This is a genomic window from Hydrogenophaga aquatica (assembly GCF_054780915.1).
In genome coordinates this window covers 33,807-49,694 of sequence record NZ_BAAGVK010000024.1, presented here as the reverse complement: position 1 = coordinate 49,694, position 15,888 = coordinate 33,807, and the positions used below count along the sequence as shown (strand labels likewise).

At 65.0% G+C, this 15,888-nt stretch carries 13 protein-coding genes; 3 read left to right on the top strand and 10 right to left on the bottom strand.

Translation table 11 applies throughout. The features are described 5' to 3' along the window. Positions 1–7 precede the first annotated feature (7 nt). The 7 genes from paaK to ACYVHH_RS16415 all read right to left on the bottom strand — a co-directional run bounded on the left by paaK (position 8) and on the right by ACYVHH_RS16415 (position 6,792). The gene (paaK, locus tag ACYVHH_RS16445; RefSeq protein WP_460566256.1) at positions 8–1,333 is read right to left on the bottom strand and encodes a phenylacetate--CoA ligase PaaK; all 1,326 of its coding nucleotides are present in this window, start codon (positions 1,331–1,333) and stop codon (positions 8–10) included. A 32-nt stretch (positions 1,334–1,365) separates the two neighbouring features. Further along, positions 1,366–1,830, bottom strand: coding sequence for a hydroxyphenylacetyl-CoA thioesterase PaaI (gene paaI, locus ACYVHH_RS16440; protein WP_460566255.1), 465 nt, complete (start codon positions 1,828–1,830; stop codon positions 1,366–1,368). Positions 1,831–1,850: 20 nt separating this feature from the next. Continuing rightward, entirely contained in the window at positions 1,851–3,518 is a 1,668-nt protein-coding gene (gene paaN / locus ACYVHH_RS16435; RefSeq protein ID WP_460566254.1) for a phenylacetic acid degradation protein PaaN, read from the bottom strand. 174 nt (positions 3,519–3,692) lie between these two features. After that, entirely contained in the window at positions 3,693–4,661 is a 969-nt protein-coding gene (gene paaX / locus ACYVHH_RS16430) for a phenylacetic acid degradation operon negative regulatory protein PaaX (protein WP_460566253.1), read from the bottom strand. 43 nt (positions 4,662–4,704) lie between these two features. Continuing rightward, positions 4,705–5,076, bottom strand: coding sequence for a flagellar transcriptional regulator FlhD (gene flhD, locus ACYVHH_RS16425; RefSeq protein ID WP_460566252.1), 372 nt, complete (start codon positions 5,074–5,076; stop codon positions 4,705–4,707). Between the two features lie 121 nt (positions 5,077–5,197). After that, a complete protein-coding gene (locus ACYVHH_RS16420) occupies positions 5,198–6,460 on the bottom strand; it encodes a type II toxin-antitoxin system HipA family toxin (protein WP_460566251.1) in 1,263 nt (420 codons plus the stop codon). After that, on the bottom strand, positions 6,457–6,792 hold the full coding sequence (locus ACYVHH_RS16415; protein WP_460566250.1) for a helix-turn-helix domain-containing protein: 336 nt from the start codon (positions 6,790–6,792) through the stop codon (positions 6,457–6,459). The genes ACYVHH_RS16420 and ACYVHH_RS16415 overlap by 4 nt, the downstream gene beginning before the upstream one ends. Positions 6,793–7,112: 320 nt before the next feature. Between ACYVHH_RS16415 and ACYVHH_RS16410 the strand changes: the two genes are divergently transcribed. Beyond that, a complete protein-coding gene (locus ACYVHH_RS16410) occupies positions 7,113–8,672 on the top strand; it encodes an anti-phage dCTP deaminase (protein ID WP_460566249.1) in 1,560 nt (519 codons plus the stop codon). A gap of 411 nt (positions 8,673–9,083) precedes the next feature. On the opposite strand, the gene ACYVHH_RS16405 is transcribed toward ACYVHH_RS16410, so the two are convergent. Continuing rightward, positions 9,084–9,632, bottom strand: coding sequence for an ABC transporter ATP-binding protein (locus ACYVHH_RS16405; RefSeq protein WP_460566248.1), 549 nt, complete (start codon positions 9,630–9,632; stop codon positions 9,084–9,086). Then, positions 9,625–10,212, bottom strand: a complete 588-nt coding sequence (locus tag ACYVHH_RS16400; RefSeq protein WP_460566247.1) for a cob(I)yrinic acid a,c-diamide adenosyltransferase — start codon at positions 10,210–10,212, stop codon at positions 9,625–9,627. The genes ACYVHH_RS16405 and ACYVHH_RS16400 overlap by 8 nt, the downstream gene beginning before the upstream one ends. A gap of 70 nt (positions 10,213–10,282) precedes the next feature. Here ACYVHH_RS16400 and ACYVHH_RS16395 point away from each other — a divergent pair, with 70 nt between their 5' ends. Both ACYVHH_RS16395 and ACYVHH_RS16390 read left to right on the top strand, forming a co-directional pair. Continuing rightward, positions 10,283–11,707 (top strand): FAD-binding oxidoreductase, encoded by a 1,425-nt coding sequence (locus ACYVHH_RS16395; RefSeq protein ID WP_460566246.1) that lies wholly within the window; start codon positions 10,283–10,285, stop codon positions 11,705–11,707. Between the two features lie 25 nt (positions 11,708–11,732). Then, on the top strand, positions 11,733–15,131 hold the full coding sequence (locus ACYVHH_RS16390; RefSeq protein ID WP_460566245.1) for a putative bifunctional diguanylate cyclase/phosphodiesterase: 3,399 nt from the start codon (positions 11,733–11,735) through the stop codon (positions 15,129–15,131). On the opposite strand, the gene ACYVHH_RS16385 is transcribed toward ACYVHH_RS16390, so the two are convergent. Continuing rightward, positions 15,122–15,874, bottom strand: a complete 753-nt coding sequence (locus ACYVHH_RS16385) for a class I SAM-dependent methyltransferase (RefSeq protein WP_460566244.1) — start codon at positions 15,872–15,874, stop codon at positions 15,122–15,124. The two genes, ACYVHH_RS16390 and ACYVHH_RS16385, sit on opposite strands and share 10 nt — an antisense overlap. Positions 15,875–15,888 lie beyond the last annotated feature (14 nt).

Here is a 15,888-nt window from a genome sequence, read left to right as displayed (position 1 = left end):
TGTTTCCTCAGCGTTGTCGGGGGCGGTCATCCTGCACGCGGCGGGCCTTGCCCGTCTGCGTGCGCGGCAGAGTATCGCAGTCCAGGATGCTCACCTTGGTGGAGATGCCGATCAACGTCTTGATGTGGTGCTGAAGCTCGCCAGCCATCGCCTGCACTTCGGCAGGCGCCAGACGGCCCGTGCATTCGCGCTGCAGCTCGCAGCGGATCTCGACGTTGTCCAGGTGCCCGTCACGCGTGACGACGATCAGGTAGTTGCCCGACAGGCGCTTCTCGCGCAGGATCTGTTCCTCGATCTGCGTGGGAAAGACGTTCACGCCGCGGATGATGAGCATGTCGTCGGTGCGCCCGGTGATGCGCCCCATGCGCCGGAAGCTGCGCGCCGTGGGCGGCAGCAGGCGCGTCAGGTCGCGGGTGCGGTAACGGATCACCGGCATGGCTTCCTTGGACAGCGAGGTGAACACCAGCTCGCCCTCCTCGCCATCGGCCACGGGCTCGCCGGTTTCGGGGTTGATGATCTCGGGGTAGAAATGGTCTTCCCAGATGACCGGGCCGTCCTTGGTTTCGATGCACTCGCTGGCCACGCCAGGGCCCATCACCTCGGACAGGCCATAGATATCCACGGCGTCCAGGCCCAGCTTGCGCTCGATCTCGGCGCGCATGCCCTCGCCCCACGGCTCGGCACCGAAGATGCCCACCTTGAGCGAGATGTCCTGCGGCGCAACGCCCAGCCGCTCGAACTCCTCGGCGATCACCAGCGAGTACGAGGGCGTGACCATGATGATGTCGGGCTTGAAGTCCCTGATGAGCTGGACCTGCTTTTCCGTCTGCCCGCCCGACATGGGCACCACCGTGCAGCCCAGGCGCTCGGCGCCGTAGTGCGCGCCCAGCCCCCCGGTGAACAGGCCGTAGCCGTAGGCCACGTGGCAGATGTCGCCAGCGCGCCCACCCGCTGCGCGGATGGAACGCGCCCCCAGGTTGGCCCAGGTGTCGATATCGTTGCGGGTGTAACCCACCACCGTGGGCTTGCCCGTGGTGCCGGACGAGGCGTGCACGCGCACCACCTGCTCGCGCGGCACGGCGAACATGTTGAAAGGGTAGTTGTCGCGCAGGTCGGCCTTGGTGGTGAAGGGAAACTTCGCCAGGTCGGCCAGCGTTTTCAGGTCGTCGGGGTGCACACCCTTCTCGTCGAACTTGCGGCGGTAGTGCGGCACGTTGTCGTAGGCATGTTGCAGCGTCCATTTCAGGCGCTGCAGCTGCAGGGCGGCGATTTCGTCGCGGCTGGCGGTCTCGATCGGGTCGAGCTCGCCAGGCCGGGGCTGCTTCACGGTCATTCGTTGTCTCCTGTGGGGTGCGGCGCGCCCGTTCAACGGGTCTGTGCCAGGCCGGCGATCACTTCGCCGCTGATACGGTAACTCTTGCCGCGAAAGAGCGCCACCGTCCGCCCGCCGCGCACCCGCACCGTGATGTCGTACACCCCCGTGCGCCCGGCAGCCGAACGCTCCACCGCCTCGGCCTCCAGCACGTCGCCTTCACGCGCGGGGGCCAGGAAGTCGATGTGGCAGGCAGATGCCACCGTGTTGTGGTTGTGGCTGTTGCAGGCGTAGGCGAACGCGCTGTCGGCCAGAGTGAATATCAACCCGCCGTGGCAAATGTGGTGCCCGTTGACCATGTCGGGGCGCACGGTCATCGTCAGTGTGGCGGTGCCGGGGCCGATGGCCTCGATGCGCATGCCCAGTGCGTTGGTGGCGTTGTCTCGCGACCACATGGCCTGCGCCACGGCTTCGGCCAGGGCCTGCGGATCGTTCGGGGTGTCGGAAGGGTTGCTCATGGTTTCGCTGGGCGTATCAATCAGGCGTGGGCGCGGCGTTGCACCACGCGGAAGCGGTTGGCCACGAAAGCCGAGTCGCAGTACGAGGCATTGGCCGCCGGGTTGCCGCCGGTGCCATGAAAGTCAGAGTACGCGGCCGACTGGTTCACGAACACGCCGCCCGTCAGGTTGATGGACAGGGCCACCTTGCCGCGCCAGGTGGCTTCGGTCATGGCGTCGATGACGTCGTCCCGCGTGGAATACAGCCCCACCGTGAGGGCGCCGTGCGTGGTGACGATGCGCTCCGACAGGGCGATTGCCGCAGCGGTGTCCGCCGCCTTCACGACGAAGCTGATGGGGCCGAAGCGCTCTTCCATGTAGGCGGATTCGTCGGCGGCATCGCAAGCCAACAGCACGGGCGTGCGCACCTGGGCCTGCGGGTACTCGGCGTTGTCCAGCTTCTGCGACGCCAGCACCACCCGCCCCAGCGCACCGCCGTTGGCTTCTTCAACCCGCGCCAGCGTCGCCTCGGACTGTATGGCGCCCAGCACCGCACAGGCAACTTCCGGCTTGGCCAGGAACTTCTGCACGGCGGCGGCCAGGTCGGCGCAAACGTCGTCGTAGCTCTTGTGGCCTTCATCGGTGGCAATGCCCTGCGCCGGCACGATGAGCACCTGCGAGGTCGTGCACATCTGCCCGGAGTACAGCGACAGCGTGAACGCCAGGTTGCCCAGCATGGCACGGTAGGCGCCGGTGGATTCGATGACGATGTTGTTGACCCCCGCCAGCTCGGCGTACACCTGGGCCTGGCGGCAATGTTCGATCAGCCACTGGCCGAACACGTTGCTGCCCGTGAAATCGACCGACTTCACCCCAGGGTGGGTGGCCAGCGCCTGGGTCACGCTGCGCTGTTCCGCAACGCAGAGCGTGACGAGGTTGGGGTCGAGGCCGTTGTCTGCCAGCACCGCGCGCAGCGTGCGCACCGTGATGGCCGCCGGCAGGATGGCGTTGCCGTGCGGCTTGACGATGACGGCGTTGCCCGTGGCCAGCGCGGCAAACAGGCCGGGGTAGGTATTCCAGGTGGGAAAGGTGCCGCAGCCGATGACCAGCGCCACGCCCCGGCCCACCAGCTCGTAGTGTTTTTTCATCACCAGTGGCGGGTTCTTGCCTTGCGGCTTCTCCCACACGGTTTCGGCGGGCACGAAGCTCTGTTCGCGCCAGGCGTAAGCCACCGCCTCCAGGCCCCGGTCGAGCGCGTGGGCGGCTCCGGCCTGGAAGGCCATCATCCAGCCCTGCCCCGTGGTCATCATCACGGCGTGGCCCATCTCGAAGCTCTGGCGGTGCAGGCGGTCCAGCATTTCCAGGCACACGCCGGTGCGGCCCGCCGCGCCCACGGCCTGCCAGCCCTTCATCGCGGCCTGGCCTGCGGCCACCAGCGCTTCGTGGTCGCACACGGGGTAGCGCACGTCCAGCGCCACACCATAGGGCGAAGTCTCGCGGCCGCCCCAGCCGGTCTGGCCAGGCTGCCCCAGTTCAAAAGCGCCCCCCAGGTGGGCTTCGAAAGCGGCCTTGCCATCGGCGGCGGCGGTTTCGCCGTACACCTTGGGGCTGGGCATTTCGCTGTAGGGGGACCAGTAGCCCCGCGTGGCAATGGCGTGCAAGGCGCCGTCCAGGATGCTGCGGTGCTTTTCAAACAGGGGATGGGACATGAAGGGACTCAAATGCGATACACAATTCAAAACAAAACCGTCTTAAAAGTATCATTCGAGCCCGGCAGGTCTGTAAAGCGGGGATTACCCTAGGGCCCAGGCAGCAGCGCACCCCAGCCACGGCTGTCAATGGCGGGGCTGGCGGAGGGAACGGCGGGGAAAAAGGGGTGGCGCTCAGGCTGGCAAGGCAGCGCTGTCGGGCACCTGGAAGCGGTTGTTCAGAACACGGCCAGCGGGGGGCACGTCGCCGCAGGCCAGCTGCAGGTGCTGGTCAAGGTGGCGTTCGGAGGGTGCCAGTAGCAGGCCGTAGAGGGCCTTGCAGAGGGTACGTGCCTGCTGCCCGGGCCAATCGGCGGGCAACAGCACCGCAGGCAGCTCCGGGTCCCGCAGCAAGAGCCTGCGGAAGTCGTGGATCAACAGCGTGCGGGCCTGGAAGGCCTCGGCACCGCCAAGCGCGCCGCCATCCGTGCGGCGCAGGTCGTCCAGAATGGGCTGGTAGCGCTCGACGAAAGCGCTGTAGTCCCCGGCCAGCCCTTGCAGGTTCCACGCGCGGCGGACCATGTCGCCGTCGCACGCGCTGCGATGCAATTGGGGCTGTATGGCCACCAGGGGCATCAGCCCCGGCAGCAGGTCGCCCATGCCGTCGGTGACCAGGGCATCGAACACGGTTTCCAGGTCGGCGCTGGGGTGAACGAACCCGCCAGAGCCCAGGTCGCCAAACCCTTGCCAGAACAGGGCGCGGCGCAGGCGTTCGCGCTGCCTGGCTTCCAGCTCACCCACCACCAGAACCAGGCGCCAGCGCCGGTCCCAGGCAGGCGCCTGGGCGGCGTAGATCTGCCGGGACGCTTCCTCGAACCGGCGGCGGCCGCCGGGCGTGAGCATGTAGTCGGTGCGGCGGCCGTGCGCCCTGGTGGTCAGCCATTCGTCCTTGACCAGCCGGAACACCGTGGTGCGGATGAGCCGCTCGTTCAGGCCCAGGGGTTCCAGCAGCCCGATGAGGCTGCCCAGCCACAGGCAACCGCCACGCGGCAGCACGGCGTCACCAAAGACCGAGAGGATGAGCGAACCCGCCTGCATGCGGCTGAGCTGGCGGAAGTCGTCCAGGCGCTGCTGGACCGACGGTGGCACGGCGGGACGGGACATGGCCGCTATGGTAGCGGCAACGCCCCGAAGCGGTGCAGGGGGCTCAGGCGGCCGCCAGGCGGCCCGCCATCAGAATGCCCGCGTGCAGGCGCTGGGTCACGTCATTGCCCACGCGGTTGGGGGCGTGGCTGCTGGTCAGCAGGCCCCACACCATCTCGTCGTCGGCGCGGAAGCTGCACAGCAGCGTGTTGGTGGAGCTGAGCTTGAGCACCTGCGCGGGGGACAGCGCCGCGATCAGCTCGGCAGACGATTCGCTGATGCCCAGGCGGAACACAGCCTCGGCCTTGTCCTGGCGGATCAGCTGCTGCGCCAGCATCAGGTAGGTGAGGTTGGCTTCACGGATCTCGGCGAGCAGCTGCTCGGCCTGGACCGAGGGGGCGGTACGTGCGGTGTCGGCGGCGGTTGCGGTGGTCATGCTCACACTCCAGAAAAGTCGATGCGTTGAAAAGGATTGTGAAATCCCGCCTGTTTTTCTGGAGTCGGAAAGCGGCTGTTCGGCGTGTCGGCGCGGTGGAAGGGGCTTGTCAGCGAAATGCCTACACAGCTTTCCTGGCGGCCTCTGTGCGCTGTTCCCGCAGAAAGGGCCTGTCGATGCTTGCGCTGAGCAGTTCAATGTCTTTTGTGGTCACACCCACCGACTCAAAGTGACTGCGCCAGCCAGCCACCACACCGGCAACTTCGCAAATGTGCTGCCGCGCCTGCGCTGGCGTCAGGCGGAAGGCCTTGTATTCGCTCATGGCGTTTTCCAGCGTGGACTCGCTGCCACGCGCGCCCACGCCTATCTGCTGGTAACCCAGGTTCTGGCACGAAGGCAGCAGGTCGAAAGCTGGCGCCAGATGGGGCTGGTGCCCAGCGTCAAAAACCAGCGCGTGGTTCTTCTCGTGGTCATCGGTGTTGTCCATGAGGATGTTGAACACCATGCGCCTGTAGAGCGTGGCCGCCATGTGCTGCGCTTCATGCGCCGGGGCGTAGCGGCGCAGGTAGAGCGCAAATTCCGCGTAGCTGAATTCGCCTCCCATCGCACGAATGGCCGTCCTCAACGACATGGCATGCAAACGCCTGTTTTGCTGCAGTGCGCCCCCATGAACGCGGTCGAACCGCTGCACCGCCACCGCATGCCCGCGTGATCCGCCAAGGTCTATGGGCCAGGTCTTGGCGGGGACCAGGCCAGCCCTGTGCGCCAGGGTCATCGTGGCGTGCTCCACCAGCCCCACGTCCATCGCCTCGTCGCGCTCGGGGAACTTGACGATGCAGACTTGCCCGTCGATGTTGACCAGCGCCTTGGGCTTGGCGCCGCCCAGCGTGGCGCCGGGGCGAATCAGTCGCGCCCGGTTTTCGTCAATCTGCTGGCCTGCCTCTATAGCCTGCACCAGTTCGTAGATCGCCGCCACTTCACCCAGGTGTGGCGCCGGGTCGCGGTCGCATGGCACATACCGGTCCTCTTGCAGCGACACACCCAGCGCGCCAAACCGGTCATCACCAGCAAAGAACAGGTATTCCAGAATCGACAGCCGCTTGGGCGCGTCGATCTGCCGAATGACCCGCTCACCCCAGCGGTCAGGGCGCGCATCGTCAACGGCACCCGGCAGGTGCTCTGGCTCGGGCAAGAACTCACCCGGCCGCAGAGGCAAGTCCGGGCTCAGCGAGAAGCCGTGTTCGAGCCAACTGCTGCTGTACTGAAAATTCGCGCCCTTGAGCCGGGGGTTCAGGTCGAGCGAGCCAACCAGGCGTGGCGCTGCCGGGTTTTGCAGCCAGAACACATGCATGCGGTCCTGGGGGATATAGTTTTTTGCGCTCATGGCCTGCCTCGGCTGCTCGACCGCTTGGGCGCCAAGGCCTTTCTTGCCTCGGCATCGGCCGCCGCGTAGTCCAAGTGCGGTGCCGCCAGTTGGCTGATCTCGTCAGCCCGCCCGATGAGCCAAAGGGCCGTTGCATACGCCCCCATCGACACCTTGGGGTCGCCCCGCTCCATGCGCAGCAGCGTGGGCGGCGTCACACCCAGGCGCAGGGACCAGGCCGCACGCGACTCCCCCCGGCGCTTGCGTGCGATCTCAAGGTTCTGGCCGAGGTCGCGCAGCTGCTTTTCGACGGCAGGGGGAAGGAACTCGTGCGATTCGCTGGGTTTGGGCATGTATGAAATGGTCAATACATAGAACAAATTTCTATTGGATTGTAATCTGTATTTGTCAATCTAGAAACAAAGAGGTGTACGCCTTCAGGGACATAATGAGCCTTTTCTGGCGATCGGCAGAGCGTCACGTCCGCTAGAGCATCTGTAGTCGCCAACTCGAAAGGAATGGCATGAATGCACCAAACGAAAGTGCCTTTCTCATGCCACGCCGAATACAACCCAACGGCGAGACTTGTCCAAGCTTTTGGGCCTATGTTCGAGCGACCACTTCGTGTAGCATGAAAGTCAAATAGGGCCAAAAGGGAAGAGAGTGTGGCAGTATGAGTGCAGTTCCCGCACTGAAGGCGGTGCCTGGAGTAGGCGCGGCCAATGATCAAGACGACAAGACAGCAAAAGATCGCATCAAAGGCACCCATACGCCCGAGATCGTGGTGGCCTTGTGCGGCCCGCTAGGTACACCGCTACACGATGTAGCCAAAATATTTCACGATTTGCTTCGCGGACAGGACTACGGCTACGAGCATGTTGACATCATCACGCTCAGCGATGAAATTCGGGAGATGGCTAATCTGCCCCGCGATGCAGACATCGCCACACTTATCAAAGCCGGGAATAATCTCCGTGAAGAGCATGGGCGTGCCATCCTAGTACAGCGCGCCATACGCCGCATTTCCCTCACGCGTCAGAGGAAGAGTGATGGACACGCGGATGTCAATCACCAGCCGAAGCTTTTTCCTGATGACCCGAGCGACGTAGTCATACCTACTCCGATCGCATGGACCTGTCACATCATCGACTCGATCAAAAACGAAGAGGAGCTCGAACTGCTTCGCTTTGTGTATGGTGATATGCTGCATGTCGTTGGTGTCTATGCACCCATCGAACTACGAGTCGCACGACTTCAGAAAAAGATTTCTAAGCCGGAGCAGATTCACACGCTGATCAACCGTGATTCCGGCGAAGAGCAGGATCACGGACAGCAAGTCCAAGATACTTTTCCACATTCCGACTTTTTCCTGAGGGTTGACGCGGGGACAGATTCCCAGTTGACATCACGCGTTCGTCGGTTTTTGGACTTGATGCTTGGCACCAGAATCATCACGCCGACGGTTGCGGAACGTGCCATGTACGCGGCATCGTCTGCTGCCATGAACTCTGCCTGCCTGTCCCGTCAAGTAGGAGCTGCGTTAACAAGCTCGAGCGGGGAACTGATCGCCACGGGATGGAATGATGTCCCTCGAGCATTTGGTGGTCTCTACGAGATTCAAGACTTGCGTGCGTCGGCCGATGATGATCATCGTTGCTACAACAAGGACGGTGGGAAGTGCTTCAATGATGAAGAGAAAGACTTGATCGCACGGACCGTCATCGACAAGATGATCTCCAAAGGCATTGTGGACGAAGACAAAGCCGATGAAGCAGTAATGCTCATTCGACATGACTCTCAGCTTCGCAGCCTGATTGAGTTCTCGCGCGCTGTCCATGCTGAAATGCATGCCCTCTTAAATGCAGGGGCACAGCATGGCTCTAAGGTACGCGGTGGCAAGCTATTTGTCACCACCTACCCATGTCATTCATGTGCGCGACACATCGTTGCGGCAGGTGTGCGTGAAGTCTACTTCTTGGAGCCCTACCGCAAGAGCTTGGCGACCAAGCTCCATGAAGATGCGATAACCGAACAAGAGACGAACACCTTGAAGGTTCGCATTGTGCCGTTCGATGGCGTTGCGCCGTCGCGCTTCCTGAAGTTTTTTGAGGGCAATGACCGCAAGGACAGGACTACAGGAATAATGCGCAAGAAGGCTGCGCGTCCAGTCACTGCCATCACCATGGAAGCCGTTTCGTCGCTTGAAGGCATCGCCATTAGCACTCTAAAATAGAACTCTGTGGGAGCGAAAGCTCGTTTGTTGTTGATTCTTTACTGCCTGAAACAGGCCCGGAGCCTTCTATGACCCGCGCGTCCGATGAGCAGTTGGAGTTGAACTTTGAAGGTGAGCGTAAGCCGAGTGAGCAAACCCTCGCGGCCCCTAGTGCTCAGGAGTCTGCTTCAATCGTCTGCTTCACCTCACATCTCCGTCTGCGTCGCGCCCGCGAAGAAGAGGCAAGGGACACCAAGCTGCTCGAACGGATTACTAGTCGAGTTCGACACTTCAAGTAGCTTTATCGTTCAAGATTGGTTTGCAGATTTTCCCCCGAGGCCGAGCGCTGACAAAGCAGTACTCAGTTTGCTTCGCAATGTCGAATGAGCGCCCGCAAAAACAATCGTTTTTAGCCATTGACCAGCGCACCCCTCACCACCCAGGCGTATCCCCCAAATCAATCACCCGCGCCAAGGCCACCCCAGCTGGCGCCTCGTAGTCCGCCACCCACCAGGCCCGCTTGGGGTGCCCGGCAGCCTCCTGCAACAGCTCCGCCAGCAGCCGCTGCGATGGAATGTCCAGCGCGGCAAAGGGCTGGTCAATCAGCATCAGCTCCGCCCCCGAGGCAAAACCCGCCGCCAGCCACACCTTGCGGCGCGAGCCGGTGGAGAGCATGTACATGCCCTTGTCCAGGTGTTCTTCCAGCGCAAAGCCTTGCACCAGGTCGTCCAGCAGGGCCGCGTCAAAGGCGGGGTAACGCTCGCCCACCTGCGCAAAGTGCTGGCGCGGCGTGGTGCGGTCCTCACCGTCGCGGGCCGGGTCTTCCCAGTACAGCAGGCCGCTGCCCGCGCGCTGGTGCCAGTCGGCCAGGCGGCGCAGCAGCGTGGTCTTGCCCACGCCGTCGCCGCCGCACACCAGGGTCACGCCCGGGCCCACGGGCCAGGGTGGGTTGCCCTGACCGTCCCAAAGGCGTTCAGGCATGGCCCAGCTCCGCCTCGTCGTCACCTTGCTGTTTCATGCGCTCGCTTTTCCAATAGACGTCGTCGCCACCGTTCATGCGGTTGAGCACGCGCGCCAGCACGAACATCAGGTCGCTCAGGCGGTTGAGGTACTGGCGTGGTGCTTCGTGGATGGCTTCTTCATTGCCTAGCGCCACCACCGCGCGTTCGGCGCGGCGCGCCACGGTGCGGCACACGTGGGCCTGGGCGGCGGCCCGGGTGCCGGCGGGCAGAATGAACTCCTGCAGGCGCGGCAGGCGTTCGTTGTGCGTGGCCAGGGCCTCGTCCAGCGCCAGCACGGCTTCGGGCTTCAGCAGCTCAAAGCCCGGAATGCTCAATTCGCCCCCCAGGTTGAAGAGCTGGTGCTGTATCTCCACCAGCAGTTCGCGCACGTCGGCGGGCAGTTCCTCGCACAGCAGCAGGCCGATGTGGGAGTTGAGTTCGTCCACGTCGCCCATGGCGTGCACGCGCAGGCTGTTCTTGCTCACGCGCTGGTTGTTGCCCAGGCCGGTGGTGCCCGCGTCTCCGGTACGGGTGGCAATTTGTGAAAGTCTGTTGCCCATGGGGTCTTTGCATCCCTCTGTGGTTGAAGATAATGGGCCTTATTCTCACGCAGACCCCTGTACATCACACATGAACGCGCCTTTGCCCCCTCACCTGCTGCCCGAAGTTCACCAGCGCAACGTGCCCGATGCCTTCATCGAGGCGCTGCGCCAGCGCTTCGGCGCCAATTGCTCCACGGCGTTGGCGGTGCGCGAGCAGCATGGGCGCGACGAATCCGCCTTCACCACCGTGCCGCCCCCGGCTGCCGTGGTGTTCGCCGAATCCACACAGGACGTGGCCGACGCCGTCACGCTGGCGGCCCAATACAAGGTGCCGGTCATTCCCTTCGGCGTGGGTTCGTCGCTGGAGGGGCACCTGCTGGCTGTGCAGGGCGGTATCAGCATTGACGTGAGCCGCATGAACCAGGTGCTGTCGGTCAACGCCGAAGACCTGACCGTGACCGTGCAGCCCGGCGTCACGCGCAAGGCCGTGAACGAGGCCGTGAAGGACCAGGGCTTGTTCTTCCCCATAGACCCCGGTGCCGACGCCTCCATTGGCGGCATGGCGGCCACCCGCGCCAGCGGCACCAACGCCGTGCGCTACGGCACCATGCGCGAAAACGTGCTGGCGCTGGAGGTGGTGACCGCGCAAGGCCTGGTCACACGCACCGGCAACCGCGCCAAGAAGAGCAGCGCGGGCTACGACCTGACCCGCCTGTTCGTGGGCTCCGAAGGTACGCTGGGCGTGATCACCGAGGTCACGCTCAAGCTCTACCCGCTGCCCGAAGCCATCTCGGCAGCCATCTGCTCGTTCCCGAGCATCGAGGCCGCCGTGCGCACCACCATCCAGATCATCCAGATGGGCATTCCCATTGCCCGCTGCGAACTGCTGGACGGCAAGACCGTGGCCATGGTCAACGCCTACGCCAAGCTGGGCCTGCGCGAAGAACCCATGCTGCTGATGGAGTTCCACGGCTCGCCCGCCAGCGTGCAGGAACAGGCCGAGCTGGTGCAGGAGATTGCCAGCGAACACGGCGGCCAGGCCTTCCAGTGGGCCACCACGCCCGAGGAACGCACCCGCCTGTGGACGGCGCGCCACAACGCCTACTTTGCCGCTATTCAAAGCAAGCCGGGCTGCCGCGCCATCTCCACCGACACCTGCGTGCCCATCAGCCGCCTGGCCGACTGCCTGCTCGACTCCGTGGTGGAGGCCGACGCCTCCGGCCTGCCCTACTTCCTGGTGGGCCACGTGGGCGACGGCAACTTCCACTTCGGCTACCTGATCGACCCCGACAGCGAGGACGAGCGCCGCGTGGCCGAGGAACTGAACCACAAGCTGGTGAGCCGCGCCCTGGCGCTGGAAGGCACCTGCACCGGTGAGCACGGCGTGGGCCTGCACAAGATGGGCTTCTTGCGCACCGAGGCGGGTGACGGCACCATTGCCATGATGCGCACCATCAAACAGGCACTGGACCCCGACAACATCATGAACCCCGGCAAGATCTTCGTCGGCTGACTCCCTGCCGCCACGCCAGCACTACATGCGACGACCCGACACACGCGAGCCGACGTTCCGCAAGGAGCGAGGGCTGCAGGCACTGTCCGTCGTCCTGCTCTACGCCTGCTTCTCGGCGTTGTGGATTCTGCTGTCTGACAAGGTCGTCGAAGGGCTGATCCAGGAGCCCGGCCAGCGCATGGTGGTCAGCACCGTCAAGGGCTGGCTGTTCGTGGCGGTCACGTCCATCCTGCTCTACCTGTTGCTGCTACCGAAAGGGCAGGACCTTTCTGAACTCTACGAGCCGTCCAGCCATCCGGAAAAGCAGCGGATTGCGCCCTGGCCCGCCGTTGTGCTGCTGGGCGTGACGGTATTTGGGGTGGCTTGGCTGAGCATTGCGGGCCGGTTCGACGCGGAACGCGAGACGGCAGGCGCCCAGTTGCGGGCCGTGGCCGACGCCAAGGCCCAGCAGCTGTGGGACTGGCACCAGGAACGCATGGGCAACACCCTGCTGGTGCAGAACAGCCCCGATCTGCTTGAGCACTGGCTGCACTGGCACGACACCGGGGCCACCAGCCACCTGTTCGACCTGCAGCAGCGGCTGCGCCTGTTCGTCTCCAGCGTTCACTTCAGCCGCGCGGCGGTTGTCGACCTGGACGGCCACGAGGTGTGGTACCCCGCCAAACCCGACACCGCCCTGGACAGCCAGCTGCGAGAAGGCGTGAACGCTGCGCTGGAGTCCGGACTGCCCCAGCGGGTGGGCCCCTGGCTGGACGCCAGCGGCACCGTGCGCCTGGCCTTCCTGGCCCCCTTCGCCCTGGACGGCGACCACCCTGCGGTGGTGGTACTGCACGTAGACCCGCCCATTCATTTCCACCCTGCCCTGCAAAGCTGGCCCGTACCGCACCAGAGCGCCGAGTCCATTCTGTTCCGGCAGGAGGGTGACGAACTGATCGCCCTGAGCCCCATGCGCCACGCGCCCGACGCCGTCCTGCGCCAGCGCTTCCCCCTCAACAGCGACTTGCCTTCCGCCAGGGCTGTCCGCGGGGCCGCGAATCCCGGCCAGTTGATCGAAGGGACGGACTACGCTGGCCGGCGAACCTTGGCCGTGGCCCAGCGCGTGGGCATGACCGACTGGTGGGTGCTCGTCAAGCAGGACCGCGACGAGCTGATGAGCGATGCCGTGACCGCAGGCCTACGCATTGCGCTGATCGGCCTGCTGGCATTCTTTGCCATGGGTGTGGGGGTGTACCTGTACGTGCAGCGCCTGGAGCTGCGGCGCTCGTCGCGCCACATTGAGCTGCTTGAAAGCACACGGGAGCGGCTTGCCGAAAGCGAAACCCGCTACCGCCTGCTCGCAGAAAACGGCACCGACGTCGTGTGGCTGCTGGACCTGCCGACCATGCGCTTCGTCTACTTCAGCCCATCGATCCAGAAACAAAGGGGGTACACGGTTGCCGAAGCGCTGCAGCAAAGCATCGACGACATGCTGACACCCGAGTCGGCCGCCCTGGCCCACCGGCTGATCACCGAACGCCTGGCCGCGCTGAAGGCTGGCGACGAATCGGCACGCACCCAGACCACCGAGATCGAGCAGCTGCACCGGGACGGGCACACAGTTTTCACGGAAGTCGTTTCGACCTTCATCACCAACGCGCGGGGCGAGACGCTGCAGCTTCAGGGTGTGACACGCGACATCACGGCCCGCAAGGAGGCTGAAGCGAAGATCACCCAGCTGTCGCAGGCCACGGAACAGAGCCCCGCAGGTGTCGTCATCACCAGCCTGGACAACCGCATCGAATACGTCAACCCGGCGTTCGAGCGCATCACCGGCTACAGCCGGGACGAAGTGATCGGTCAGAACCCGCGGCTGTTGCAGTCGGGCAAGACGCCGCCGGAGGTCTACAAGACCATGTGGCACAGCCTGCAGGCCGGGCAGACCTGGACCGGGGAATTGATCAACCGGCACCGGAACGGGCACGAATACGTGCAGAACATCACCGTTGCCCCGGTTCGCAACGCCGCAGGCAAGGTGACGCACTACCTGGCCGTGCAGCTGGACATCACCGCCCAGCGGCACGCCGAAGACATGGCACACCAGTTGTCGTGGTTCGACCTGCTCACCGGCCTGCCCAACCGGCGCCACCTGCTCAACGAGCTGGCCGACGCGCTCGGCGCAGACAAGCGCGGCCACAAGCTCAGCGCCCTGCTGCTCATCAACATCGACCGTTTCAAGACCCTCAACGACGCGCTGGGCCACGCTGCGGGTGACAGGCTGCTGCAGCGCATGTCTCAGCGCCTGTCGGGGCTGGTGCCCCCCGGGAACATGCTGGCCCACCTGGGCGGTGACGAATTTGCCCTGCTGATGCGGAGCACCGAAACCGATGAAAGCGCCTTCGCAGCCGATGCGCTGCGCCTGGCCGAGGTGCTGCACGAATCCCTGCACCAGCCTTTCACACTGCCCGACGGCAACAATGTCAACGTCACGGTGAGCGTGGGCATCACGCTGCTGCCCCACCATTACAGCGACACCCCCAGCGAAGTGCTGCGCCGGGCAGACACGGCGCTCAACCGCGCCAAGCACGGAGGCGGCGGCCAGACGGCGTTCTTCGACGCGACCATGGGCCAGGCCGTGGGCCAGCGCTTCGCCATCGAACAGGACCTGCGGCGCGGCATGGCGGCCGGGGAACTGCGCCTGTTCCTGCAGCCGCAGGTGGACGCCCAGGGCAAGGTCGTGAGCGCGGAGGCCCTGGTGCGCTGGCAACACCCCGAAAGAGGCTTGGTGGCGCCCGCCCTCTTCATTCCCGTGGCAGAAGAAAGCGGCCTCATCGACCAGCTGGGCCAGTGGGTGCTGCGCGAGGTGTGCCAGTGGCTTGGCCTGCTGCACCGCGAGGGGCGCCGCCTGCCGATTGCCGTGAACATCAGCCCCCACCAGTTCCACCAAGGCAACTTCGTGAGCGAGCTGCTGGCCCTGCTGGCCAGTACCGGCGCCCAACCCGAGGACCTGATTCTGGAAATCACCGAAGGCGTGGTGATGGAGGAAATTGACGACGTGATCGAGCGCATGAAGGCGCTGAACCAGCACGGCGTGCGCTTCTCGATCGACGACTTCGGCACGGGCTACTCGTCGCTGTCATACCTGAAGGACCTGCCGATCCACGAACTGAAGATCGACCGCAGCTTCGTGCAGGACGCCCCGCAGGACCCGAGCGATGCCGCGCTGGTGGAGGCCATTCTTTCGGTCGCCCGCCACCTGCAGCTGCGTGTGGTGGCAGAGGGCGTGGAGGAGCCGGAACAGGCTGCCTTCTTCAACCGGCACCCAGGGGTGCTGATGCAGGGCTACCTCTTTGGCAGGCCGGAACCGGCTGGCAGTGTGATCGAACGCGTCACGGGTGTGGCCGAACCGCAGGCACCGGCCCCAGCAGCAGCCCCGGATCAGATCTGAGCGTCAGCGGGCATCTGGTAGAGCCAGAGCGGGCGGCCGTCGGGGCAGTCCCAGCGGTGGGTGGGCTGCCAGTGCGGCACCGGAAACTCCAGACTGGCCAGCCAGGTGCCGGGACGCATCTCTGCGGCGGCCTTGTCGGCGGCACGGGGCATGGTCTCGGGCCGCTGGAACAGGTAGACCAGTTCGTAAGCCGCCCAGTTTTCCTGCCAGAAGTCGCCCTGGCGCACGCGCGCCGTGGGGCAACGCCAACCACAGGCCAGCCGCAGCGGCCAGCTGCGCTCAATGCCGGCCAGGCGCGCATCAGGGAAGGCACGCTCCAGCGCCTGCAGGCCATGGCCCAGGCCACAGCCGGCGTCCAGCACCAGCGCCGCCGGTGGCAGGGGCACCACCTCGCGCAGGCCGTCGAAGGCGTCCTCCGGGGTGGGGAAGATCGGCGCGTCCCGCCACGCCCTGGGCGGGTACAGCACCAGGAACAACGCGGCCGGCAGCAGCCACACCCAGGCGGGCACCGCGCCCAGGCCCGCGTCGAACACCCACGATAGTGGGAAACCCAGGGCAATGATGAGGCGCCGCGAGGGCGTGCCGCCCCACAGGCTGCCCAGCACACCCAGCGCCGTGGCCAACGTACCGGCCAGCGCAGGTGCCAGCCCCAGGCGCTGCATCAGCGTGAACCAGCCCCAGGCAGCCAGCCACACCAGCAAGGCGGGCAGCGGCCAGGTCACGCGCTGAATGTACCCGGGCATGGACGGTGGATGAA

What these genes read in the sequence shown, in the direction of transcription:
- paaK (WP_460566256.1), bottom strand. Translation starts at nt 1,333, where the DNA reads ATGACCGTGAAGCAGCCCCGGCCTGGCGAGCTCGACCCGATCGAGACC.
- paaI (WP_460566255.1), bottom strand. Translation starts at nt 1,830, where the DNA reads ATGAGCAACCCTTCCGACACCCCGAACGATCCGCAGGCCCTGGCCGAA.
- paaN (WP_460566254.1), bottom strand. Translation starts at nt 3,518, where the DNA reads ATGTCCCATCCCCTGTTTGAAAAGCACCGCAGCATCCTGGACGGCGCC.
- paaX (WP_460566253.1), bottom strand. Translation starts at nt 4,661, where the DNA reads ATGTCCCGTCCCGCCGTGCCACCGTCGGTCCAGCAGCGCCTGGACGAC.
- flhD (WP_460566252.1), bottom strand. Translation starts at nt 5,076, where the DNA reads ATGACCACCGCAACCGCCGCCGACACCGCACGTACCGCCCCCTCGGTC.
- ACYVHH_RS16420 (WP_460566251.1), bottom strand. Translation starts at nt 6,460, where the DNA reads ATGAGCGCAAAAAACTATATCCCCCAGGACCGCATGCATGTGTTCTGG.
- ACYVHH_RS16415 (WP_460566250.1), bottom strand. Translation starts at nt 6,792, where the DNA reads ATGCCCAAACCCAGCGAATCGCACGAGTTCCTTCCCCCTGCCGTCGAA.
- ACYVHH_RS16410 (WP_460566249.1), top strand. Translation starts at nt 7,113, where the DNA reads ATGAGTGCAGTTCCCGCACTGAAGGCGGTGCCTGGAGTAGGCGCGGCC.
- ACYVHH_RS16405 (WP_460566248.1), bottom strand. Translation starts at nt 9,632, where the DNA reads ATGCCTGAACGCCTTTGGGACGGTCAGGGCAACCCACCCTGGCCCGTG.
- ACYVHH_RS16400 (WP_460566247.1), bottom strand. Translation starts at nt 10,212, where the DNA reads ATGGGCAACAGACTTTCACAAATTGCCACCCGTACCGGAGACGCGGGC.
- ACYVHH_RS16395 (WP_460566246.1), top strand. Translation starts at nt 10,283, where the DNA reads ATGAACGCGCCTTTGCCCCCTCACCTGCTGCCCGAAGTTCACCAGCGC.
- ACYVHH_RS16390 (WP_460566245.1), top strand. Translation starts at nt 11,733, where the DNA reads ATGCGACGACCCGACACACGCGAGCCGACGTTCCGCAAGGAGCGAGGG.
- ACYVHH_RS16385 (WP_460566244.1), bottom strand. Translation starts at nt 15,874, where the DNA reads ATGCCCGGGTACATTCAGCGCGTGACCTGGCCGCTGCCCGCCTTGCTG.